This is a genomic window from Nocardia sp. NPDC023733 (assembly GCF_040639775.1).
Lineage (GTDB): Bacteria > Actinomycetota > Actinomycetes > Mycobacteriales > Mycobacteriaceae > Nocardia > Nocardia rosealba.
In genome coordinates this window covers 384,376-410,759 of the sequence record NZ_JBFAAN010000004.1, presented here as the reverse complement: position 1 = coordinate 410,759, position 26,384 = coordinate 384,376, and the positions used below count along the sequence as shown (strand labels likewise).

Genomic DNA, 26,384 nt, shown 5'->3' with positions numbered 1-26,384 from the left:
TATTTGGCGCCGGGGGGGCCCCGCGCCCCCGCCCCCCCCGCGCCCCCCCCCCCGCGGCCCTCCAGGGGCCGCGCTCGAGCGCGCCAGCGCTCCAAAAATACAGCCCAATACCCCCGTGGTGCACAAAACACCAAGGCAGTTCCACACGGCTGGAACCCCGCCACACAGCGGCCCCCAGAAACGGCAAAGGCCGGTAGCTCTAGCGCTACCGGCCTCCACCGTCGTTCAGGGCATGCTCACTGCCCGCCAGGGCATCAGTTCGTGCGAACCGCCAGGCCGGGGTTGTCCGACAGGACCACGCTCAGCGGCTGTGCGAAGAGCTGGGGGGTGTCGCCGGTGATGGCGCCGATGATGTTGGGGATTTCGCAGATCGGGTAGTCGGCGACCGACGAGGCGCTGGAGATGCCGAGGGCCATGCGGCCGGTGACGATCGCACCGCCGGAATCGCCGGGCAGCGCGCAGATGTTGGCGGAGAAGCTCTGGGTGAGCTGGCGATCGCCGACCTGCACGGTCTGGTCGACACCGTTGACGATGCCGCAGCTGAACCCGGTCCGCGAACCCGACTTGCACACGGGGGCGCCGACGACGGGCACACCGACGCCGTCGACGGCGATGGGTGCCGCGCCGGGGACGGTGACGAGGTTGTTCTCGAAGCGGGCGCGCGCGTTGTCGTTCACGCGGATGATCGAGTAGTCCTGCTCGCCGAGGATGGACTTCTGGAAGGTGCCGAGCTGGGCGCCCGCGCGGTCACCGTTCATCTCGTAGACGGCGGCGGCGGAACCGGTGCCCGCCGACTCGAGGTCGGGGTTGCAGTGGCCCGCGGAGATGTTCACGACGTTGCCGGAGCGGTCGGTGCCGTTGAAGCCGAACGAGCAGCGCAGCGAGCTGTTGCCCGCGATGGCGGCGTAGCCCTCGCCACCGGCGATCGGGCCGGTGCCGTTGCCCGCCACGGGAGTGGCTTCCAGGTCGACCTTCTCACCGGCCACGGGCGGCGCGGTGACGACGACGCGGGCCGGGTCGATGAAGCTGGGCAGCGGCAGCCCGGCCTGCTCGACGCGCACGGCGATCGCGTTGTTCACGGTGTCGATGACGACGCCACGCACCAGGTTGGCGATCTCCGGCGGCGCGGCGGCCAGCCAGTTCTCGAACGCGGTCTTCTCACCGCGCAGCATGGATTCGCTCTTGGCGACGTTGCGGACCTCGAAACCGGCCGATTCGGCGGCGGCACGGGCTTCGTCGGCACCGGGGCCCTGGGACAGCGCGACAACGGCGTTGCCCTGGTCGTTGAGCCAGGAGCCGGCGAACACCTGCGGGAACTGACGCTGGGCGGTGGTGGCGAACGCGGCGACCTGCTGGGCCTCGTCGGCACGGCGCAGGTATTCCTGCGGGGAAAGCTTCAGGTCACGGCTCACGGCCTCGATCAGCTGGGCAGGCAGATCGACCGCGGGTTCGGCGTCGGCCACTGCCATCGTGGGGCCGAACAGCAGAATCGCCGCCGAAGCGGCGATCACGGACTTGCGAGCTCGTCTCGAGCTTCGTGCGAGGGGGGCGCGACCCATACGTGGCAGGAGCATGATCGAACTATATGGGCTCGGACCGGTTATGCCTACTCGGACCGGGCAAGAGATTTCACTCACCCGGTCCGTTCGGTGATTCGTCCGGTACTAACCCGCGTTGGGGTTGGTACGCACCATGATTCCGCTGCCGAGACCGCCACTGGAATTGGCCTCGATATCGGCCAGGATCGGCCGGATCGGCACTCCGAGGGTGGCGGTGCCACCGAAGGGCGCGAGCTGGGTGTTGGCCTCGGTGCAGTTGGGTGCCTCGGCGGCATTGGAGCCGCTGGTGATGCCGAGCGCGAGGGTGCCCGACACGATCGCGCCGCCGCTGTCACCACCGAGGGTGCAGGCGCTGGTGGCGAAACCACGGATCGTCTTGCTGATGCCCTCGGCGGTGAACAGCTGGGTTTCCACGTGATCGGCCGAGACGAAACCACAGGTGAAGGTGGACGACTGACCAGTTTTGCAGACCGGCGCACCGGTCACCGGATCGGCGGTGCCGGTGATGGCGAGGGTGGTGCCGTTGGCGCCACGCACCCGGGCCTGGTCCATGCCCGCGTTCACCGCACGCTCGTTGAGCTTGATGACGGAGTAGTCCAGCGCGCCCGGTCCGCCGAGCACGGACATGGCGAACTGACCGACCTCGGGACTGTTGGGGATGTCGCGCACGTTCGGCACGTACACCTTGGCGGGCGTGCCGTGGTCGACATTCGGATTGCAGTGGCCCGCAGAGATGTTCAGCGCGTTGCCCGCCGCGTCGGTGCTGTTGAAACCGAACGAGCACACGTCGACACCGCGCAGGTCGGCATCGTGCAGGTCCTTGGCGGCGGTGATGTAGGTGTCGCCACCCATCGGCCGGTTCACCACCTCGCCACCGCCGCCCGGCGTGATGACCACCTTGATGGTGGCGATCAGGGTCGGCAGGTTCAGCAGATGGCCGGTGCTGGAATTGGCGACGCTCAAAACGATCTGGCTGTTGAGCACGTCGATGGCGATCGAGCTGATCGGCGCGGAGATCTCGCGCGGCAGGCTCGAGATCCACTGACTCAGTTGCAGCAGAGCGCCTTCCAGGCCGCTGGCCGAGATGGGCGCGAGGTGGGTCTGGTAGCCGTCGGCGGCGGCGAGGCGGCCGGTCTCGGCATCGGTCACCGCGACAACGGCTTTGCCCTCGGGCGTGAGCCAGGCACCGGCGAAGGTGTCGGGGTTCTCGGCGCGGAAGTCGGCGGCGTAGGCGCGCAGCTCCTGGGCGCGCGCGGCGCGGTCGAGGTATTCGTTCGGAGTCATGCCCAGATCGCGCGAGATGGCTGTCACCAGTTCGGCGGGTAGGGCGTCAGCCGAAAGCTGCTGCGGTGCAGCGGGTTGCGCGCTAGCGACACCGGAGCCGAGCAGAGGGGCGAGAAGAACGGTCGCGGCGAACCCGGCGGAGGCTGCCTTGACCGCGGCGCGACGCGCCACCAACTTGCGCATGAAATCCCTTCGTCACCGAACGAGTGACCGAGACCACCGCCGGCGGCGGGTATGTCGGTCAGCGCATCACTCTAAGGCACGCCCGGCGATGGGGTGCGGTTACCCGCTACCAGCTTCGGTTTTGCGCCAGCCGGGGATCTCGAGCGGCGGCGGTAGCTCGCCGGGCTCGCGGGGCTGGAACGGGAACGGCCGGGTGGTCGTGGTGCGACCGGGCGTCGTCGGCGTGGTGGTCGTCGGTGCCGGCGTGGTTGTGGTCGGAGCCTCGGTGGTGGTCGGCTCTTCGGTGGTGGTCGTCGGTTCCGGGGTGGTCGTGACGACCGGTTCCTCGGTGGTCGTCTCCGGCGGCGGCGGAGCGAGCACGGGAGTGGGAGCCGGTTGCTGGGTCGTTTCCGAGTGCGCGTCCGAGATGGTCGGCGGCTCGGTCGGCTCGGTGCCACGCAGCAGCACCGACACCGCGATGCCACCGAGCACCAGGCCGATCAGCGCGGCCCCGGCGATCAACAGCGGCGTCTTGGTCCGAGCAGGCGCCGGTGTAGGGGCAGGGGCAGGGGCGGGCGGTGGCACCGAGACGGCCATCGCCTTGGTCGGGTGTTGCACCGGAAACGCCGCCGAGTACGCCTGCGCGACCACGACCGGCGGTTCGACGGCGGGCATCACATCGGTCTTCACCAAAGAGTTCTCGGTGACGATCGGATCGGGCGGTGTCGCACCGGCCGGGGTCGCGAGCACCGCGACCAGCGCGGCCTCGGCGGCCGACGACGCGAACGCCTTGCCCGGATCGGCGCCCTCGGCGGGCTGGGGCAGCTCGTCCTCGCCGAGCAATGCCACCGATTTCAGACCCAGATAGTCCAGTGCCTCACGGACGCCGCGCACCACCTCCGGCGACCACTGTGCCGGATGCGTGGCGTAGAACTCGGCCGGGCCGCTCAGATGCTCGGTGGTGAGATCGATGAGGCAGAACATGGCCGTGGCCAGCAGATCCTCGGCCCGATAGGCCTCGCCGCCGTCGACATCGACGCCGGCCGGATCGCCGATCGCGCGGACGAAACCGGAGATCGCGTGCGCGTGCCCGGACAGCGGTGCGTCGCCGAGGGCCGCGTCACCGTCGTCGGACATGTGCAGTACCGACGACCGCTCGACGAAATGCTTCGCCCCGTCGTCGGTGACCACCGCGGCGACACACTCGTCGTCGGCGATACGCAAGCCGACTCCAGTGGCCATCCGGTTACCTCGCTTCGACGTCCGTGGTGTTGGGCGGCGAGTCCGGCGGTCACACCAGGAGTGAGCCGTGTCCCATCGCGCGCAGCATCGACAATAATTCCGATCGTGAACGTGCGCCTATCCGGCGTCGGATACGCGCCACGTGATGCTCCACGGTCTTGGCGGAAATGTACAGCCGGGCGCCGATCTCCCGGTAGGTGAGACCGAGTAGCACCAGCTCGGCGACCTCGCGTTCACGGTCGCTCAGCGCGCGCTGCTCGATCGCGGGCTGCGGTGCCGAGGTCTCGTCGCCGTTCTTGGGCGCCTCGAGCCGGGCGGGGATGCGCACCGAACGGGCCAGCTTCAGCAGGGCGCTGGCGGCGGTGGGATCGTCGATCACGCGCGCGGTGTCGCCGGCGAGGCGGGCGCCGTCGAAGGTGTGGCCCTGGTGGGCGAGGGCGAGGACCGCGCTGTGCACGGCGGGCAGGTCGACCTGACCGCGCAGCACGAGCAACCAGGTGCGGCCCGCGTCGGCCAGGACGGCGGCGTGCGGGTCGCCGTCGGCGGCGGCGTTCTTCAGTGCGTGCGCGTGCGGCAGCAACTGCTGGGGCGAGGACTTGGCGATCGCCGCCTGCACCCCGTACCAGTGGAAGGCGTTGGTCCAGGCGGGTGCGCGCCCGAGGCGGCGCAGCAGTGCGGTGGCGGCCTCGACGAGGGGCTGGATGCGGCCCTCGTCGCGCAATTGGATTCCGGCCAACCACAATTCGCCGATCGGGAGCAAGCTCAGCAGGTCGACGTCGACCTCGTCGAACAGCGGGAAGGCGGCGGTCCACGCGGCGTGCAATGCCTGCGCGTCACCGCTGCGGCGGGCCAGGCCGACCGCCAGGGCGTGCGCGAGCAAGCGATCGCGTGGGGCGAGGGACGCGATATCGATGCCGGTCATGGTCTCGGCGGCCTTGCATTCGTCACCGATGCGCAGCGCGGTCCAGGCCGTGAGCACCCCGAGCTGTTTGCCTTCGCCGTCGGCGGCGCGGATCGCGTCGTCGGCGCGGCGTGGTTCGCCCGCGCTCAGACTCAGCAGGGCGCCGACGGTCACCGCGCTGCACGGGGTGGTGCCGGTTCCGTTGGTCCGCGCGGCCTGGACCAGCGCCGAGATCGCGGCCGCGGTGGCCGCGCCGTGTGGGTCGAGGGAGGTGAGCAGGGCGTTCGCGATCAGCCGGGCACCGGCACCCGCCTGGGTGGGCGGCCAGTGTTCGGCGTCGGCCGCGGCCTCCGCGGCGGCGGCGCTGTCACCGGCCAGGGCGTGCACGGTCGCCGCGATCGCCCAGTCGGCACCGACCCGGTTCGGGCCGAGCCAGCGGTAGAGGGCGGCGGCCCGGCTGACCAGGCCGCGCCGGGTGAGCACGCTCGCGCAGACGCGGACGGCGGCCGCGAGTTCGGCGGTGTCGACACCGGCGCCGTCGAGCAGGGGTTCGGCTAGGCGCAGGGCGGTGTCGTCGTCGCCTGCCTTCGCGGCGGCTTCGGCCCAGGCGAGGGTGACGCGGCGCGGATCGGTGCCCGCCGCGACGGCTGCCGCGTAGTAGCGGGCGGCATCGGGACGCTGCTGTCGGGCTGCCGCGCAGAGGAATTCGGCGAGGCGATGGTCGCGCACACCGGACTCGGCCAGCAGCAGGCCGGTGTGGTCGCGCAGCAGGCCCGCCTCGAGCCGGGTGTCGAGGAGCCTGCGCTGCACCGCGACGAAGCGGCGATCGCCGAGCAGCAGCCGCAGTTGCGGTACGGCCGCGCTCAGCAACAGGTCGGCATCGGTGACCAGCGCGCTCGCCCGCGCCCGATCCAGCAGGTCATGGGCGACAGGCAATTCCACCCCGAGCACCTCGGCGAGCTCACCGGCGTCGAGGCCGGTTCCGGTCGCCGCGACGACGAGGGTGTCGAGCAGCGGGGGATCGAAAGCCGCCAATTGCGCACGGGCCCAAGCGGACAGGGCCGCGTCGACGGCAGGCAGGCCCGCGTCGAGCTTGGCCTGACCCGCCGCCCGCAGGGCCGCGACGACACCGCCGTGGATGCCCGCGGTCCTGGTGTGGATGTGGTTGACCAGCGGGCGCGGCACCGACACCCCGAGTTCGCGGGCGAAGGAACCGATCTCACCGCAACCGAGTGCGCGGATCTCGATCAGGCGGCCCTGCCTGCCGATCGCGTCGCACAGGGCGCGCAGTTCGGGATGCTGGGGGCGTGGCTGGGTGGCGCAGATCAGGGAGCGGGCGCCCGATTCCACCTCGGTGCGCAGGACATCGAGCTGGGCGGGGGTCATGTCGTGCAGGTCGTCGGCGATCACGACGGCCCCGTCGTCGGTGGGCTCGGGGGCCCGGCCGATCACGGCGACGCCCCGGCCGCGCAGCCGACGGCGCACAGCGTCGAGCAACACCGACTTGCCGGTACCGGAGCGACCCGACAGCAACAGCACCACCGGCTGGTCGTCAGGAGTGTCTACGGCTCGCAGAATCTCACGGGCGTGCGGGACTGTGTCGAGCGCGATGGGGCTCAATTGCCGCCTCCGAGTAGTTCACCGGGGAGTTTCGTGACGCCGCCGACGGTCCCATCGACCACCTCGCCCGCGCCGTCGAGCACTTGGCCGGGTACGGCGCCGACATTCGGCACATTCGGAGCCTGGGGGACCGGCGGGGTGTAGGGCGCCGGTTGCTGTGGGGCGGGCTGTTGGGGCGCGGGCTGCTGGGGTGCCGGTTGCTGTGGGGCCGGCTGTTGGGGCGCGGGCTGTTGCGGTGCGGGTTGCTGCGGGGCAGGTGCTCCGCCGCCGGACTGGACCTGCTGCTGAGTCGCCGGGGACTGGGCGGTGCCGCCCGGCTGTGGTGTCCCGCCGGCGGAGTTCACCGGTGCGGCCGGGGTGACGGTGCCGGGGATCGGCTGACCCGTCGAGTCGAGCAGGGGAGCGCCCGGGACCGGCTTACCGTTCGCGTCGACGGTCGGCGTTCCGACCACCGGCTTGCCGTCGGCGTCGAACGTGGCGATCGGTGCGACCGCCTGTCCGGGGCCGCTGTTCTTCGGCGCATTCTCGGTCGGGTTCACGGTGGACGCGTCGGGCTTGCTCGGCGTCGCGAACTGGGGTGACATGGCCAGAGTTCCCGCGGTGAGCGCGCCGAAGACGGCGACTGCCGCGCCGACGACCGCCAGGCGCTTGCCGGAGACGACCTTCTTCTCCGGGGCTTCGTCGACGACGGGCAGGGCTTTCGCGAGTGAGACCGGGGCGATGTCCGTCGGCTCGTCGAACTCCTCGAGAGGAAGGACGAGCGGAGTGGATTCCGCCGCCCGCAGATCCGCGGCCAGCTCGGCCGCGCCCGCCGCGCTCGCGGTGGCCGGGTCGGCGCACGCGACGACGGGCAGCGCGAACTCCGCGGACACCAATTCCGCGACCAGTGGCATCTGCGCGCCGCCGCCGGTCAGCAGGACGGCGGTGATGTCGCCGAGCCGGACGCCGGCGCGTTCGACGGCCTCGCGCACCAGGGTGAGCGAATCCTGCACCGACCCGCGCAGCAGGTCCTCGAGTTCGTGGCGGACGAGACGAACGGTCGCGGCCTCGCCGAGGGCGCCGACCTCCACCACCGTCGCGGTGTCGAGTGACAGTTCTTCTTTGGCGAGGCGTGCGCGTTCGCGCAGGGCCGCGAGTTCGGTTTCCACGGCCGGATCGAACGGGTCGAATTCCCGGTCACCTAGCGCGTGCGACAGCACGTAGCGCATTGTCAGCAAATCGAATTCCGAGCCGGCGATCTCGGTGTCGTGCAGCGGGGTGGCCAGCAGGCCCGACTGCTCCCCGGTGCGGACCACCGAGACGGTCAGGCCGCTCGCGCCGAGGTCGTAGACCACCAGCGCGCCTTCGTCGAACAGTCCGCGCTCGACCTCGTAGCGGCGGACCACCGCGACCGGTTCCGGGACGAGGACGACCGCGTGGGCGCCCGCGTTGTCGAGAGACGAACGCACCGCCTGCACTTGGTCATCCGTCCACCAACCGGGGTGGCAGGACACCACCGTCGGCTCGCCCTCGACCCGGTCGCGGACCTCGTCGATCAGCTGCGTGGTCGCTGCGGCCACCAGATCGGCCGCGACATGCGACGAACCGTCCTCGGCGAGCATCCGCACCGGATCGCCGACCCGCGCCAGGAAGCCCTCGATCACCACCGCCGGACCGGCCGTGGCTACTTCTACTGCACTGGGTCGCCGAACGACCGCGATCGGTTCACCACCGTCGATCGCCGTCGCTACGGCAACTGAACGGGATGCACCGACGGTGACGCCGAGCGCGAGACGGTCTGTCATGGGGAACCTCTGCAGATACGTGAGCGACGGAAATCATCGAGAGAGCTATCCCGATTGTCGGTTGCTGACGGTCTGCTGTTACCGGCGAACAGGCCTATAACGGGGCCGATCCCCTAACGGCCCTCGATCCCCTAACGGGCACCCCATGCGACGAATAGGGATTTGCCCCGTTACGAGGGGGTGCCCCTCGGCCATAGCTTCGAAACATCTTGCCGATCCCGGAGGAGCTGATTCCGATGACCACACCCTTGGAGAACGCGATCCTGCAGTTCATTCTCGATTTGCTGCGCGATCCTAAGGCCGCGGCGGCGTACTGCAACGCGCCGGACAAGGTCATCGAGGAGGCGCAGCTGTGCGCGACTCCCGAATACATCGCGGCCTGCGCGCCGATGGTGGCGCGCGGCGTGTGCGATGCGGGGAGTGCGCCGTTGCGAGGCATCGTCGGGTGCGGCGGGGGAGGTCATGGGTTCGGGGGTGGTGGTCATGGTGCCGGGTTCTACGGTGCCGGCGCCGGGCCGTCGATGTTCTTCGGGCCGGGGCGTTGGTTCGGGCCGGGGCAGGGTGGGTTCGGGCCCGGTGGAGGCGGTGGCCGTGGGGGTAACGGCGGTGGCGGGAACGGTGGGCCCGGCGGTGGTGGGCCCGGTGGGCCCGGCGGCGGTGGTGGGGGCGGCCGGCCCGGTGGTCCCGGTGGGCCGGGTGGGCCCGGAGGACCCGGCGGTGGTCCCGGTGGGCCCGGAGGGCCCGGGGGACCTGGTGGAGGTACCGGCGGTAATACCACCAACAACAACAGTGGCAATACCACCAACACCAACAGTGGCAACACGACGAACAATCAGGGCAACGGGGACAACGAGATTTTCAGCCCCGACATTCTCACCGGCGATGTGCTCAACAATCCCGTGAGCAATGTGCTCAACGGTAATCCGCTCAGCAACGTGCTCAACGGGACAAATCTGGGCGGCGTGAATCTCGGTGATATCGCGAATGTCGGCAACGTGGGCGACGTGCTGAGTAATGTCGGCAATCTCGGCGACACCCTGAGCAATATCGGCAGCCTCGGTGACACGCTCAACGACGTGGGCAACCTGACCAACTCGGTCGGCGACATCAGCGGTCTCGGCGACGTGACCAACACCGTCGGAAACCTCGGCGACATCACCGGAATCGGCGATGTGATCGGCGGCGGCAACACGATCGGCGACGTCACCAACCTCATCAGCGGTGCCAACGTCGGAGATCTGCTGAGCGGCAACACGGTTGGTGATGTCACCAACCTGGTCAGCGGTGCGAACATCGGCGATATCGCCAACGGCAGCACTCTCGGTGACATCACCGGTATCAACGCGCTCAACCAAGCTGCCCAGATCGCGACCGAAATGACCGACGCCTTCAACGCCGTGCAGATCGGCGACGCCTACCTCGGCAACCTCAGCGCCCCCGTCACGGTGGTATCCGGTTCCCTCGGCGGCGTGAGCGGCGTCCTCAACGGAATCAGCCCGATCAGCAATATCTTCAACGATTTCAGTGATATCGGCGATGTGGGTCATGTGCTCGAGGAGCTGGCCATCGGCAATTTCGTTTCCGCGCTCAACAATGTGGGGAATGTGGGTGACGTGATCGGATCCGCCGGGGATATCAGCGGAATCGGTTCCGTGGGTGATGTGAGCAATGTGGTGGGGAATGTGGTCACCGATGTCGGATCCGTCGGAGATGTGCTCGGTGATGTGACGAATACCGGTGATGTGGTCGGCGGCGTGCTCAACGGCGCCGGCTCGATCGGCGATGTGACCAATGTGGTGAATCAGGTTGTGGGCGACCAGAACCTGAGCAATGTGCTCAACGGGGCCGGGTCTGTGGGTGACGTGATCGGGGATGTCACGAATGTGGGGTCGGTGTCGGAGGTGCTGAACGAGGTGGGCTCGGTCGGCGAGGTGACCAACACGGTGGGGGATGTGTTGAACGGGGCGGGCTCTATGGGTGATGTGAGCAATGTTGTCGGGTCGGTTGTGGGTGACATCGGGTCGACCGGTGATGTGAGTGAGGTTGTCGGTGGGGTCGGCAACGTGAGCAACGTGGTCGGAGATCTCACCGAGGTGGGCAATATCGGCAGCGTGGTCGGCTCTGTCGGCGACGTCACCCAGAACATCGGTGATGTCACCGGGATCGGCGGGTCTGTGGGTGATGTGCTGTCCGACATCGGAAGTGTCGGTGGGGATGTGGGTTCCATCGGCGATGTGAGCACTGTGGTCGGTGACGTGGTCGGCGGGGATGTCGGCAACGTGATCGGCGGCGACGTGACCGATGTGGGCGGCGATGTGAGCAATGTCGTCAACGACGTGGTCGATGGCGACGTCCTCGGCTCCGTCGTTTCCGTGGGTGACGTGACCGATGTGGCCGGCTCTGTCATCGGCGGCGATGTGCTCGGTTCGGTCGGCGACATCGGTTCCGTCGGTGACGTTCTCGAGGGCGGCATCGGCAACGTGACCCAGTCGATGGGCGACCTCACCGGAATCGCCGGTTCGGACGGCGAGGTAACCGGCATCGCGGGCGACTTCGCCGGTGTAGCAGGCGATCTCGCCTCCGTCGGCGACATCTCCGGCGTAGCGGGCGACCTCACGAACACCGTCGGCGACCTCACCGCGGTCGGCGGCGACCTCGGCGCCGTGACCAACACGGTCGGTGACCTGACAGCGGTCGGTGGTGACCTCGGCTCGATCGGCGACGTATCCGGCGTGGCAGGCGATCTGACCAATACGATCAGCGAAGCCGGCTCGATCAGCGACGTGACCAGCACGGTCGGCGACCTGACCGGCGTCGGCGGAGACCTCGGTTCGATCAGCGAAGTCACCGGCGTCGCAGGCGATCTCACAAACACGGTCGGCTCCGTAAGCGACGTGACCGGTGTCGCCGGCGACCTGATCGGCACGGCAGGCGACATCGGTTCCGTCAGCAACGTGGTCGGCGATGTGGGTTCGGTCGGCGGCGACGTCCTCGGCTCCGTCGGCGACGTCACCGGCATCGCGGGTTCGGTCGGCGAGGTCACGGGCGTAGCGGGCGACCTCACCAACACCTTCGGCGATGTGACCAACACGGTTGGTTCCGTCGGCGACATCACCGGCGTAGCGGGCGATCTCGTCGGTGGTGACGTCTCCGGTGTCGCCGGAGACGTGATCGGCTCGGTCGGTGATGTTTCCGGTATCGCCGGCGACGTGAGCGGTGTCGCGGGCGACGTAACCGGCGTGGCCGGCGATGTCATCGGTACCGCGGGCGATATCGGATCGGTGAGCAATGTGGTCGGCGATGTCGTCGGCGGCGATGTGGTCGGCGATGTGTCCGGCGTAGCGGGCGACCTCACCAACACTTTCGGCGACGTGACGAACACCGTTGGTTCCGTCGGCGACATCACCGGTGTCGCAGGCGATCTCGTCGGTTCCGTCAGCGACGTGTCCGGCGTAGCCGGGGATGTGACCGGCGTGGCGGGCGATATCGGTTCCGTCGGCGACGTGGTCGGTGGTGATGTGATCGGCTCGATCGGCGACGTAACCGGCATTGCAGGCGACGTGAGCGGCGTCGCGGGCGACGTGACCCAAACCGTCGGCGACATCGGCAGCGTCGGCGGCGACCTGACCCAGAGCGTCGGCGACATCGGCAGCGTCGGCGGTGACCTGACCAACACCATCGGATCGGTCGGCGATCTCACTGGCATCGCAGGCGACTTCACAGGAGTCGCGGGCGACCTGACCCACACCGTCGGTGGCGACCTCACCGGAATCACCGGGGACCTCACCAACGTCGGCTCCGTAGGCGACCTCACCGGCATCGGTTCGATCGGCGACCTGACCGGTGTGGCAGGCGACCTCACCAACACCGTCGGTTCCGTCGGCGACGTGACGAACGTGGTGGGCGACGTCGCTTCAGTCGGGGGCGACTTGACCAACACCATCGGCTCCATCGGTGACATCACCGACGTCGGCTCGATCAGCGAGGTCACCGGGGTAGCGGGCGATCTGACCGGCGTTGCCGGGGATTTGACCGGCATCGCAGGGGACGTGAGCGGCATCGCAGGGGACGTGAGCGGGGTCGCGGGCGACTTGACCAACACCATCGGCTCCGTCGGCGACATCACCGACATCGGTTCGGTCGGCGACCTGACCGGCGTGGCAGGGGACCTCACCAACACAGTCGGTTCGATCAGCGAGGTCACCGGTGTAGCCGGCGATCTGACCGGCGTCGCGGGCGATCTGACCGGCGTCGCTGGTGACGTGAGCGGTGTTGCCGGCGACCTGACGAATACGGTCGGCTCTGTCGGCGATGTGGCGAACAACCTGTCCGGCGTCGCGGGCGACGTAACGGGTGTGGCGGGCGACCTCACCAACACGGTCGGCTCGATCGGCGACGTCGCGAACGATTTCACCGGCGTTGCAGGCGATCTCACTCAGTCGATCGGCGACGTGAGCGGTGTGGCAGGCGATCTGTCCGGAGTGGCAGGTGACCTCACCGGGGTGGCCGGCGACTTCACCGGTATCGCGGGTGACCTCACCAACACCGTGGGCTCGGTCGGAGACCTGACCGGTGTAGCAGGCGACGTACTCGGCAACTCGGGCGACATAACCGGAGTCGCGGGCGATGTAGTCGGTTCGGTGGGCGACGTGACGCAGACGGTCGGCGACGTCTCGGGCATCACGGGCGACATCGGCGACGTAACCGGCGTCGGCGGCAACATCCTCGGCACCGTCGGCTCCATCAGCGACGTCACCAACACGGTCGGCGATATCTCCGGTGTAGCAGGCGATCTCACTTCGACCGTCGGTGATGTGACCGGTATGGCCGGCGATATCTCGGGTGTTGCAGGCGATCTTACGAACACCATTGCCTCAGTGGGTGATTCGACGAACACCGTCGGTGACATCACCGGCATCGGCGGTGACCTGCTCAGCGACGTGACCGGTACGGTCGGCTCCGTCGGCGACGTCACGGGTGTGGCGGGCGACTTGACCCAAACTGTCGGTGACGTGTCGGGCGTCGCGGGTGACCTGACGAATTCGGTCGGCGACATCACGGGTGTGGCAGGCGATCTCACCCAGTCCGTCGGCGACGTGACGGGAGTCGCCGGCGATATCTCCGGTATCGCCGGTTCGGTCGGTGAAGTGACCAACACGGTCGGCGACGTCTCCGGCATCGCAGGGGATCTCACCAACTCGATCAGCGATGTATCAGGTGTGGCAGGCGACCTGACCGGTGTCGCGGGCGATCTCACCAATACCGTCGGCTCGGTCGGCGACTGGACGAACACCGTCGGTGACGTGACCGGTGTGGCGGGTGACCTGGTCGGCTCGATCGGCGACATCAGCGGCGTAGCAGGTGACCTCACCAACACCGTCGGTTCCGTCGGCGACCTGACCGGCGTGGCAGGCGATCTCACCAACTCCGTCGGCGACGTGACCGGTGTGGCCGGCGACCTGACCAACACCGTTGGCTCGGTTGGCGATTGGACCAATACAGTCGGTGATGTCACCGGCATCGCGGGCAGCGTGGTCGGCGATGTGACCGGCGTTGCAGGTGACCTCACTCAGAGCATCGGCGACGTGAGCGGAGTCGCCGGCGACCTCACCCAGACCGTGGGCGACGTGAGCGGCGTTGCGGGCGATGTGTCCGGCGTGGCGGGCGATCTGACTCAGACCGTGGGCGACGTAAGTGGAATCGCCGGAGACGTGACCGGCGTGGCAGGGGACCTCACCAACACTGTCGGCTCGGTCGGCGATCTCACCAGCACGGTCGGCGATCTGACCGGTGTGGCCGGAGACGTGTCGGGGGTCGCAGGCGATCTGACCGGTGTGGCAGGCGACCTGACGCAGACGGTCGGTTCTATCGGCGACGTCACCGGTGTCGCGGGGGACCTCACCAACACGATTGGCGATCTGACCGGCATCGCAGGTGATGTGTCCGGTGTCGCGGGCGACCTGACGAACACGATCGGCGATGTGAGCGGCACCGTGGGCTCCGTCGGCGACTGGACCAACACCGTAGGCGACTTGACCGGTGTGGCCGGTGACCTCACCAACATCGTCGGCTCCGTCGGCGACCTGACAGGTGTCGGTGGCGACCTGATCGGCTCAGTCGGCGACGTGAGCGGCGTAGCGGGCGATCTGACCAACACCGTAGGCAACATCAGCGACGTGACCGGTGTCGCCGGCGATCTGACCAACTCGGTAACCGGTGTCGCAGGGGATGTGGGCAGCGTGGTCGGTTCGGTCGGCGACGTCACCGGTGTCGCGGGTGACCTCACCAACACTGTTGGCTCCGTGGGTGATTGGACGAACACGGTCGGCAACCTCACCCAGTCCGTGGGCGACGTGACGGGCGTAGCGGGCGACCTCACTCAGTCGGTCGGCGACATCAGCGGGGTCACGGGAGACCTGACTGGAGTGGCGGGCGATCTCACCAACACCGTCGGATCCATCAGCGACGTGACGGGCGTCGCGGGCGACATCGTCGGCTCCGTGGGTGATGTGTCCGGTGTGGCGGGCGACCTGACGCAGACGGTCGGTTCCATCAGCGATGTGACCGGAGTCGCCGGCGACGTCGTCGGCTCGGTCGGTGACGTGAGCGGCGTAGCAGGTGACCTGACCGGAGTGGCGGGCGATCTGACCCAGACCGTCGGCAGCGTCGGTGACATCACCGGAGTGGCGGGTGATCTGACCGGAGTGGCCGGGGACCTGACGCAGACGGTCGGCAACATCAGCGATGTCACGGGCATCGCGGGTGACCTCACCGGTGTCGCCGGGGATCTGACGAACACAATCGGTTCGATCAGCGACGTGACCGGGGTCGCGGGTGATCTCACCAATACGGTCGGCTCGGTGGGTGACGTGACCGGTGTTGCGGGCGACCTCACGCAAACGGTAGGCGATGTGACCGGAACCGTTGGCTCCGTTGGTGATTGGACCAACACGGTCGGCAATCTGACTCAGTCGATCGGCGATGTCTCTGGGGTCGCGGGTGATCTGACCGGTGTGGCCGGTGACCTCACCAACACAGTCGGCTCGGTCGGCGATATCGCGGGTGTGGCAGGCGATCTGACGCAAAACGTCGGCGACATCACCGGTATGACCGGCGATCTCACCGGCGTCGCCGGGGATCTGACCCAGACCGTCGGCTCGGTCGGCGACGTGACCGGAGTGGCGGGCGATCTCGCGCAGACGGTCGGCAACATCGGTGACGTGACGGGTGTCGCCGGCGATGTCCTCGGCTCCGTCGGCGATGTGACCGGAACCGTTGGATCCGTCGGTGATTGGACCAACACCGTGGGCGACGTAACCAACGCCGTCGGCTCTGTCGGCGACGTGACCAACACGGTGGGCGATCTGACCGGCGTCGCGGGCGATCTCATCCAGACCGTCGGCAACATCAGCGACGTGACCGGTATCGCCGGGGATCTGACCCAGACCGTTGGCTCCGTCGGCGACGTGACGGGCGTGGCCGGCGATCTCACCAACACAATCAGCGATGTAACCGGCAACGTCGGATCCATCGGCGACATCACCGGCGTGGCAGGCGATCTCACCGGCGTCGGCGGCGACCTACTCAGCGACATCACCGGCAACACAGGCGATCTCACCGGTGTGGCGGGCGACCTGACGCAGACGGTCGGTTCGATCGGCGACGTGACCGGTGTCGGTGGCGACCTCGTCGGGGACGTGACTGGAATCGCGGGCGATTTGACCGGCAACTCCGGTGACCTGACCGGCATTGCAGGCGACCTCACGGGGGTGGCGGGAGACCTGACCGGGTCCGTCGGTTCGATCGGCAACGTGACCGGTGTCGGTGGCGACCTCCTCAGCGACCTCACCGGCAATTCGGGCGACCTGACCAACACGGTCGGCGACATCACCGGTGTCGCCGGTGATCTACTCACCAACTCGGGCGACATCAGCGGTGTTGCAGGCGATTTGACCAACACTGTCGGTGATGTGAACGGTGTCGCAGGTGGCTTGGTCAACAATGCCGGTGACATCACAGGCGTGGCGGGTGATCTGGTCGGCTCGGTCGGCGACATCACCGGCAATACAGGCGATTTGACTGGCATCGCTGGTGACATCACCGGCGTGGCGGGCGGTCTCGTCAACGGAGACGTGACGGGTGATCTGATCGACGGCACGGTCGGTGACATCACCGGCGGCCTGGTGAACGGGGACGTGACCGGTATCGCGGGCGATCTGACCGGAGTGGCAGGGGGCCTTGTCAACGGCGATGTGACGGGCGATCTCATCGACAACACCGGCACGATTGCCGGAGTCGCAGGCGATGTGATCGGCAACAGCGGCGACATCACCGGTGACCTGATCGACGGTGACGTGACCGGCATCGAGGGCGATCTGACCGGCGTGGCGGGCGGCCTCGTCAACGGGGATGTGACCGGCGATCTCATCGACAACGCGGTCATCGTCACCGGCGTCGCGGGCGACTTGGTCAACACCGGCGATATCAGCGGAATCGCGGGCGATCTCGTCGGCTCGGTCGGCGACATCGGCAACAGCGGTGACCTGACCGGCGTCGCGGGCGACGTGATCGGCAACAGCGGCACCATCGCAGGCGACCTGGTCGACAACTCCGGTGACGTCATCGGGACCGTCGGAGACATCTCCGGAGTCGCGGGGGATCTCACCGGCGTGGCGGGGGATCTCACCGGAAACACCGGGGACCTCACCGGCGTCGCCGGCGATCTGACCGGCGTGGCGGGCGGCCTGGTCAATGGCGACGTGACCGGCGACCTGATCGACGGCACCGTCGGCGACCTCACGAACGTCGGCAACATCAGCGATATCACCGGCGACCTCATGGACGTGACGGGCGTGGCGGGCGGCCTCGTCAACGGCGACGTGCTCAGCGACATCACCGGCAATACCGGTGATCTGACCGGCGTGGTCGGCGATATCACCGACAACGGCGACATCGGCGGCGTGATCGGTTCGGTCGGTGACATCACCGGCAACAGCGGCGACCTCACGGGCGATCTGCTGGACAACACGGGTGACATCGGCGGCACGGTCGGTGACATCACCAACTCGGGTGACATCGGAGGCCTAATCGGCTCGGTAGGCGACATCACCAACAACGGCGATATCGCCGGCCTAGCAGGAGGACTCGTGAACAACACCGGAGACGTGGTCGGTGACATCACCGGCAACAGCGGAGATCTGACAGGCATCGCGGGCGGCTTGGTGAACGGCGACATCACCGGCGACCTGCTCGACAACTCGGGCACCGTGGTCGGCGATCTGGTCGACAACTCGGGCGCGATCGGCGGCGTCGTCGGCGACATCACCAACACGGGCGAGCTCATCGGGGACCTCACCGGCAACAGCGGTGACCTGACCGGTGTCGCGGGCGACCTGGTCGACAACTCCGGCGGGATCCTGAGCGACATCACGAACAACGGTGATATCGCCGGTGTCGCAGGAGGTTTGGTGAACGGCGACCTCACGGGTGTGGCCGGCGATCTCGCCGCAGGCCTGGTCAACGGCGATATCACCGGTGTAGCAGGCGATCTCACCGGCGACCTGGTCGACAACAGCGGTGACATCGGTGGCCTCATCGGCTCGGTCGGTGACATCACCGGTGCGGGCGATGTCACCGGAGTCGCGGGCGATCTGACCGGCGTGGCGGGCGGCCTGGTGAACAACACCGGTGACATCACCGGCGACCTGCTCGACAACTCGGGTGCCATCGGTGGGGTGGTCGGCGACCTCACGAACACGGGCGACCTCACTGGCGGCCTTGTCAACGGCGACCTCACCGGTGACCTGGTCGATGGCGATTTCACTGGCGCTGCAAGCGATCTCATCGACAACACCGGTGAGATCGGCGGCCTCATCGGCTCCGTCGGTGACATCACCGGCAACACGGGTGATCTCACCGGCGTGGCGGGCGACCTGACCGGCGGCCTTGTCAACGGCGATCTCACCGGCGATCTGGTCGACGGCGATCTGACAGGTATCGCCGGCGGCCTCGTCAACGGAGACATCACGGGAGATCTGCTCGACAACTCGGGCGATTTGACCGGTGTGGCAGGCGATCTCACTGCGGGCCTTGTCAACGGCGATGTTATGGGCGACCTGGTCGACGGTGACATCACGGGTGGTTTGGTGAACGGCGATTTGACCGGTGTGGCAGGCGATCTCACCGCAGGCCTTGTCGGCGGCGACGTTGTGGGCGACGTGGTGGGCGGTGACTTGACCGGCGTCGCAGGCGGTTTGGTGAACGGCGATGTGCTCAGCGACATCAGCAACACCGGTGACATCACGGGCATCGCGGGTGGCCTGATCTCGAACACCGGCGACCTCACCGGCGGCCTGGTGGGTGGCGACGTTGTCGGTGACATCACCGGCGATCTCATCGACAACTCCGGCGACATCGGTGGCTTGGTCGGCTCGATCACCGATAACGACATCACCGGTGGCCTCGTGAACGGCGATGTGATCGGGGATGTCACCGGCGGTCTGGTCAACGGAGACGTCACCGGCGATCTCATCGACGGTGGCCTTGCCGGTCTCATCAACGGAGACGTGACGGGCGACCTGATCGACGGCGACATCTCAGGTGTGGCAGGCGACATCACCGGCGTCGCGGGTGGCCTGATCTCGAACACGGGCGACATCACCGGCGGCCTGGTGGGTGGCGACGTTGTCGGCGATATCACCGGCGATCTGGTCGATGGCGACTTGACCGGCGTCGCAGGCGATCTCACCGCCGGCCTGGTGAACGGCGACGTGGTCGGCGATGTCACCGGTGGCTTGGTGAACGGGGACGTGACCGGCGATCTCATCGACGGTGGCCTCGTAGCCGGCCTGGTCAACGGCGATATCACCGGCGACTTGCTCGACGTGACGGGCGGCCTCGTCAACGGCGATGTGACGGGTGATCTGGTCGACGGCGACATCACGGGCATCGCGGGCGGGCTGGTCTCGAACACCGGTGACATCACCGGCGGACTGGTGAACGGCGATCTGACCGGTGTTGCGGGTGACCTCACCGCAGGCCTGGTGAACGGGGATGTAACCGGCGATCTCTTCGACAACTCGGGCGATATCGGCGGCCTGGAGGGTTCGATCACCGACAACGACATCACCGGCGGTTTGGTGGGTGGCGACGTGGTCGGCGACATCACCGGCGGCCTCGTGAACGGCGACATCACCAACGGTGACTTGACCGGCGTCGCAGGCGATCTCACCGCAGGGCTGGTCAATGGCGATCTCGTCGATGGTGATCTGACCGGTGTCGCGGGCGGAATCCTCAACGGGGACATCGGGGATGTGACCGGTGATCTGGTCGACGGTGACGTCACCGGCGGTCTGGTCAACGGCGACATCGTCAACAACATCAGCGACATCAGCGGTGCCGCAGGCGGACTCGTGAACGGCGATGTGGTCGGCGATATCGTCGACGCGGGCGACATCACCGGCGACCTCGTCGACGGCGATCTGACCGGCATCGCAGGCGGAATCGTCAACGGGGACATCGTCGGTGACATCACCGACAGCGGTGTCCTCACCGGCGACTTCCTCAACGATCTGTCCGCGGTCACCGGCGGCGTGGTCAACGGGGATGTGCTCAGCGACATCACCGGTGCCGCGGGTGGCGTGGTGAACGGCGACATCACCGACAACGACATCGTCGACGGTCTGGTGAACGGCGACGTGCTCAGCGGCATCACCGACAACGACATCACCGGTGACCTGGCCGACAACGTGGGCAACGTGACCAACACCGGCGACGTAGCCAACCTGATCGGCCTCACGGGCTTGGCCGCCGCGGTCACCGGCATCGCGGGCGACGTCGGCACCGGCGACCTCATCGGCAACTTCGACCTCGCCGGCCTGGCGAGCGACCTCTTCGACAACTCCGGCGACATCACCGGCGTCGCAGGCGGTCTCGTCAACGGCGACGTTGTCGGCGACATCACCGACAACGACCTGGTCGGCGGCATCCTCAACGGTGACATCACCAACACGGGCGACATCGGCGGCCTGGTCGGCGACGTCACCAACACAGGTGACATCGGTGGCCTGGTCGGCGACATCACGAACACCGGCGACCTCGTCGACGGCTCCCTCGGGGACGTGACCGGCGACCTGATCGACGGTTCGATCGGCGACCTGGTCGATGGCGGCCTGGTCGGCGACCTCACCGGAGTCGGCGCCATCGGTGATGTGACGGGCGACCTGATCGACGGTTCGGTCGGTGACATCACGGGCGACCTGGTCGATGGCGGCGTCGTCGGCGATCTGACGGACGTCGGCAACATCACCGGCGACCTGATCGACGGAGGCCTGGTCGGCGATCTGACGAACGTCGGTTCGATCGGCGATATCACCAGCGACCTGACCGATGTCGGTTCGGTCGGTGACATCACCGGCGACCTCATCGACGGCGACATCGTCGGCGACCTGACGGGAGTTGCCGGGGACCTCAACGGAATCGGTGACGTGACGGGCGATCTGGTCGACGGTTCGGTGGGCGACATCACCGGTGACCTCGTGGACGGCGGCGTGGTCGGTGACCTGACCGGAGTCGCAGGCGATCTCACGGGCATCGGCGACATTGCCGGTGACTTGGTCGACGGTGACATCGGCGGTGATCTCACCGGTGTCGCAGGCGACCTGACCGGTGTCGCGGGCGACGTCACCGGCATCGGCGCCATCGGTGACGTGACGGGTGATCTGGTCGACGGTTCGGTGGGCGACATCACCGGCGGTCTCGTAGGCGACCTGACCGACGTGGGCAATGTCGGCGACGTGACCGGCGATCTGATCGACGGAAACCTGGTCGGCGATGTCACCGGCGTCGCCGGAGACCTCACGGGCGTCGGCGCCATCGGGGACATCACCGGCGACCTTGTAGACGGTGGCATCGTCGGCGACCTGATCGACGTCGGTTCTGTCGGTGACATCACCGGCGACCTGGTCGACAACGACTTCACCAACGTGGGCAATGTCGCAGGCATCGTGGGCGACCTGACCAACGTGGGCACCATCGACGACGTGACCGGCGGCCTCATCAACGGTGACGTGACCGGCGACCTCATCGACGGTGGCTTGGTCGGTGACCTGACCGGCGTCGCAGGCGATCTGAACGGGATCGGCGACATTACCGGCGACCTCGTGGACGGGGGCTTGGTAGGAGACCTGACCGGTGTGGCGGGCGACCTCAACGGCATCGGTGACGTCACCGGGGACCTGATCGACGGTGGCGTGGTCGGGGATCTCACGGGAGTGGCAGGTGACCTGACCGGTGTCGCGGGCGACCTCAACGGCATCGGCGACATCACCGGCGATCTGATCGACAACGACTTCACCGACGTCGGCAACATCGCCGGCATCGTCGGCGACCTGACCGAAGTCGGAACCATCGGCGATATCACCGGTGACTTGGTCGACGGCGACATCACCGGTGACCTGATCGACGGTGACCTCACCAACATCGGATCGATCGGTGACGTGACCGGTGACCTGATCGACGGTGACCTCACCAACATCGGATCGATCGGCGACGTGACGGGCGACCTCATCGACGGTGACGTCACGGGCGATCTGATCGACGGCGGCCTCGTCGGCGACGTGACCGGCGAGCTCATCGACGGCGACGTCACGGGCGATCTGATCGACGGCGACCTCGTCGGCGATATCACCGGCGATCTGATCGACGGCGATACCACGGGCGACCTCATCGACATCACTGACAACGACCTCATCTCCAACCTGACCGACATCGACGTGACCGGCGTTGCCGGTGACCTGACCAGCACGGTGGGCGACATGACCGGACCTTTGAGCGGTAACGACATCTCGGGCACGATCGGCGACATCCTCAGCGGCAATGGCGGCGGGGGAGGTGGCGGCGGGACCGGTGACGTCACCTGGGTCGGCGACCTGGTGAGCATCACCGACTCGTTCAGCGACATCACGAATGTGTTCGGTGATTGGTCGAACATGATCGGCGATATCACTGGCTCCTTCGGCGACCTGTCCGGCGCGTTCGAGAACCTGAACGTGAGCGACGTCTTCGGCGACGTGACCGGGGTCTCGGGCGACTGGTCCGCCATGATCGCCGGCATCAGCGACAACGCCCTCGAGATCACCGGCTTCGGCAGCGGCGTGGTGAGCGAGCTGGTGAACGTGTCCGGCGACTGGAACAACACGGTCGAGGGCATCACCGGCAGCTTCGGCGACGTGGTCGGCATCGGCGGTGACGTGGTGAACGTCGGCGGCGACCTGGTCGGCTCGGTCGCGGGCGTGGGCGGTTCGGTCGGCGATATCACGGGCTCGCTCACCGGCATCGGCGGTTCGGTCGGCGACATCACGGGCTCGCTTACCGGCGTGGCGGGCGATCTCACCGGCGTGGCGGGCGACCTCACCGGCATCGGCGGCAACCTGTCCGATTTGTTCGGCGACGTGACCGGCTCCTTCGGCGACCTCACCGGTTTCGGTGGCGACGTCACCGGTTTCGTCGCCGACCTGACCGGCATCGGCGGTGACCTGACCGGCTCGGTCGGCGACCTCACCGCCTTCTTCGGAGACTTCACCGGTATCGCCGGTGACGTGGCCGCCTTCACGGGCGACCTGACCGGCACCTTCACCGGTGTCGGTGGCGACCTGATCGGCTCGGTCGGTGACCTCACCGGCGTCGGCGTGACCGGCGTGGTCGGCGAGGTGGTCGGCGATGTGACCGGCTCGGTCGGTGACATCACCGGCGCGACCGGGCTGATCGGTGATCTGGATCTGGCGAACACGATCGGCGACGTGACCGGCTCGGTCGACGTCGGCGATATCGGTGGTGATGTGACCGGCGTCTTCGGTGACATCGCGGGAGATGTGACCGGAGTCGTCGGCGCAGTCGGCGACGTGACCGGGGTGGTAGGCGACCTTGACCTTTCTGGAATTGGGGATGTGAGTGACATGGGTGACATCAATATCGGCGGCGAGAACAACATTTTCGGTGCGGGCCTCAACGATGTGAACGGCATCGGCGACGACTTCGGCGGCATCGCCGACAACTGGGAAGACGTGCAGATCCAGGGCATCGGCGGCCAGGTCGACGAATCGCTGAACAACTTCGGCGGCCTCGGCAACGGCGTGCTGGCAGGCGCTCTCGGCGAGGGCCTGGTCGGCGGCGACCTCACCGGAATCGGCGCCCACGATGTCACCGACGCGGTGGACGTGAACGACGTGTTCGACGGCGATGTCGCCGGCGTGGCAGGCGGCCTCCTGAACGGCGAGGGCGGCCTGGCCGGTGCGGGCGGTCTGCTCAGCGGCAACGACGTCACCGATTTCGCCGACTTCACCGACATCACCACGAACGGCATCGGTGCCGCGATCGACGAGAGCTCGGTCCTCAACGACGTGGTCGACGGCGGTGTGGCCGGTGTGGCAGGCGGTGTCCTGAACGGCGAGGGTGGTCTGGCCGGCGCGGGCGGCGTCTTCAACGGCAACACCTTCGAAGACATCACCGCCAACGGCGTCGGCGCCGCGGTGGACGACGTGTCCGATGTGGTCGACGGCGGCATCCTGTCCGGCAACACCTTCGAGGACATCACCACCAGCGGCATCGGCGCGGCGATCGATGAGAGCTCGGTCCTCAACGACCTGGCGGCAGGCGACGGTATCGGCAACGGCAACGTGGTCGGCGGCATCGTCGGCGCGGTGACCGGCGACGGCGACGGCGGTCTGCTCGGCACCGGCGGCGTGCTCAACGGCGACGGGGGACTGGCCGGCGCGGGCGGCGTCCTCAACGGCGACGGCGGCCTGCTCGGCGCGGCGGGCGTCGGCAACGACCTGCTGGCAGCGGGCGGTGACGGCGGCCTGTTCGGCGGCGCCGAGGACACCACCATCAACGGCATCGGTGCCGCGATCGACGAAAGCGCGATCCTCAACAACGTGAACGTCGAGGACATCACCGGCATCGGCGGCAACGTCGACGACATGGGCGGCATCCTCAACGGTGACGGCGGCCTGGCCGGTGCGGGCGGCGTCCTCAACGGCGGCCTGCTCGGCGGCGGTGACGGTGGCCTGCTCGGTGGTGTCACCAACACCGGCGACGTCACCGGCGTCGGCGATCTGGTCGACGGCGGCGTGGCCGGAGTGGACGACGGCATCCTCAACGGCGCGGTGTTCGAGGACATCACCACCAATGGCATCGGTGCCGCGATCGACGAGTCCAACGTGCTCAACAACATCAACGACGGCGGCATCGGCGGCCTCGTGAACGGTGACGGTGGGCTGGCCGGCGGTCTCGCCAACGACGCCGATGTGACCGGTCTGGCCGGTGGTGTGCTGAGCGGCGACTTCGAGGACATCACCACCAGCGGCATCGGTGCGGCGATCGATGAGTCGAACGTCCTCAACGATGTGGTCGACGGTGGCGTGGCGAGCGGCCTGCTCGGTGGCGAGGGCGGCGTGCTCGGTAACGCGGTGTTCAACGACATCACCGCCAACGGCATCGGCGCCGCGATCGACGAGTCGTACGTGCCGATCCTCAACGATGTGGTCGACGGCGGCGTCGCCTCCGGTCTGCTCGGCGGCGAAGGCGGCCTGCTCGGCGCCGCGAACTTCGAGGACATCACCGCGAACGGCATCGGCGCGGCGATCGACGAGAGCCCGATCCTCAACGACGCCGTCGACGACGGTGTGGTGGACGTTCTCAACGGCGCCGCCTTCCAGGACATCACCGCGAACGGCATCGGCGCCGCGATCGACCAGAGCCCGATCGGCAACGACCTGGTCGACGGCCTGATCAACGGCTCGAACTTCGAGGACATCACCGGTGTCGGCGGCAATGTCGACAGCGTCGGCGGCGTCATGAACGGCATGACCGACGTGCTGAACCCGACCGCGGTGGCGGGCCTGTTCAGCAACGGTCTGACGGGCAGCACCCACGAGAACACCGGTTCGACGAACTCCTCGCCGTACAGCAACGCCACCTCGGCGGCCTCGGACGGTGCGGCATCGGCGGCCAACGCGGCCAGCGCGTTCACCGGCGCGGCGGCCTCGACCGCGGGCCTGGCCGGCCTCAGCGACGACGACCTCGGCTTCGACCTGGGCAACACCTTCGACAACGCCGGCCTCACCGGCATCGCACCCGGTGAACCGAACCCCTCGGGCACCGGCCTGGAGACCGGCTTCGGCCCCCTCGACGCGGTGACCGGCGCGATCACCGGCGACGCGACCGGTGCCGGCCTCGACGACGCGACCGGCGGACTCCTCGGCGGAGTGCTCCCCGACGGCGACCCGGGCGAGGTCCTCCCCGGCGGCGACGTGGCCGGCGACCTGGTCGACGAGGTGCTGCCGACCATGCACACCATGCCGTACGAGGACGGAAACCTGGTCGGCTCGGGCCTGGAGACCGGCTTCGGCGCGGTGGAAGGCCTCACCGGCGGCGGCCTCCTGGGCGACGTGCCCACCGAGGTGGTCGGTACGGGCGAACCGTTCGACACCCTCACCGGCGCCGGCTCGGCGGTCGGCGACGCGGTCGAAGCCCCGGTCCCCGGCTACGACTACACGCCGATGCCCACCACGGCACCGGACGCCTCCGACACCACGGGCGCGGCGACGGGCGGCCTGTCCGACACCACCGAAGCGGCGACCGGCGGGGTCTACGACACCACCGAGGCGGCCACCGGCGGCGTCACCGAAACCCTGGACAGCGTGGATGTGGGCGGCGCCTTCGGCCCGGGCCTCGGTGCGACCGACACCGGCCTGCTGGGCGACTCGTCGAGCACGACCACCCCGGAGGCCGACGACGGTGGCCTCCTCGGCGGCGGCCTCCTCTGAGGATCGT

Annotated in this window: 6 protein-coding genes; 1 reads left to right on the top strand and 5 read right to left on the bottom strand. The window is 68.1% G+C overall.

Going from position 1 to position 26,384, the window contains the following annotated elements; all coding sequences use genetic code 11:
* Nucleotides 1-254: 254 nt before the first annotated feature.
* The 5 genes from AB0F86_RS20295 to AB0F86_RS20275 all read right to left on the bottom strand — a co-directional run bounded on the left by AB0F86_RS20295 (nucleotide 255) and on the right by AB0F86_RS20275 (nucleotide 8,552).
* Nucleotides 255-1,574 (bottom strand): S1 family peptidase, encoded by a 1,320-nt coding sequence (locus tag AB0F86_RS20295; protein ID WP_225278288.1) that lies wholly within the window; start codon nucleotides 1,572-1,574, stop codon nucleotides 255-257.
* 90 nt (nucleotides 1,575-1,664) lie between these two features.
* The gene (locus AB0F86_RS20290) at nucleotides 1,665-3,026 is read right to left on the bottom strand and encodes a S1 family peptidase (protein ID WP_356987145.1); all 1,362 of its coding nucleotides are present in this window, start codon (nucleotides 3,024-3,026) and stop codon (nucleotides 1,665-1,667) included.
* A gap of 99 nt (nucleotides 3,027-3,125) precedes the next feature.
* A complete protein-coding gene (locus AB0F86_RS20285) occupies nucleotides 3,126-4,247 on the bottom strand; it encodes a hypothetical protein (protein WP_356987147.1) in 1,122 nt (373 codons plus the stop codon).
* Between the two features lie 49 nt (nucleotides 4,248-4,296).
* On the bottom strand, nucleotides 4,297-6,768 hold the full coding sequence (locus tag AB0F86_RS20280) for a LuxR C-terminal-related transcriptional regulator (protein ID WP_356987149.1): 2,472 nt from the start codon (nucleotides 6,766-6,768) through the stop codon (nucleotides 4,297-4,299).
* Nucleotides 6,765-8,552: an Hsp70 family protein gene (locus AB0F86_RS20275; protein WP_356987151.1), complete on the bottom strand. Its 1,788-nt coding sequence runs from the start codon at nucleotides 8,550-8,552 to the stop codon at nucleotides 6,765-6,767. Before AB0F86_RS20275 ends, AB0F86_RS20280 begins: the two co-directional genes overlap by 4 nt.
* A gap of 236 nt (nucleotides 8,553-8,788) precedes the next feature.
* Here AB0F86_RS20275 and AB0F86_RS20270 point away from each other — a divergent pair, with 236 nt between their 5' ends.
* The gene (locus tag AB0F86_RS20270; RefSeq protein WP_356987152.1) at nucleotides 8,789-26,377 is read left to right on the top strand and encodes a hypothetical protein; all 17,589 of its coding nucleotides are present in this window, start codon (nucleotides 8,789-8,791) and stop codon (nucleotides 26,375-26,377) included.
* The last annotated feature ends 7 nt before the right edge of the window (nucleotides 26,378-26,384 follow it).

Excerpts from the sequence above, each read along its gene's own strand:
- AB0F86_RS20290 (WP_356987145.1), bottom strand. The coding sequence starts at position 3,026 with ATGCGCAAGTTGGTGGCGCGTCGCGCCGCGGTCAAGGCAGCCTCCGCC.
- AB0F86_RS20275 (WP_356987151.1), bottom strand. The coding sequence starts at position 8,552 with ATGACAGACCGTCTCGCGCTCGGCGTCACCGTCGGTGCATCCCGTTCA.
- AB0F86_RS20285 (WP_356987147.1), bottom strand. The coding sequence starts at position 4,247 with ATGGCCACTGGAGTCGGCTTGCGTATCGCCGACGACGAGTGTGTCGCC.
- AB0F86_RS20295 (WP_225278288.1), bottom strand. The coding sequence starts at position 1,574 with ATGCTCCTGCCACGTATGGGTCGCGCCCCCCTCGCACGAAGCTCGAGA.
- AB0F86_RS20270 (WP_356987152.1), top strand. The coding sequence starts at position 8,789 with ATGACCACACCCTTGGAGAACGCGATCCTGCAGTTCATTCTCGATTTG.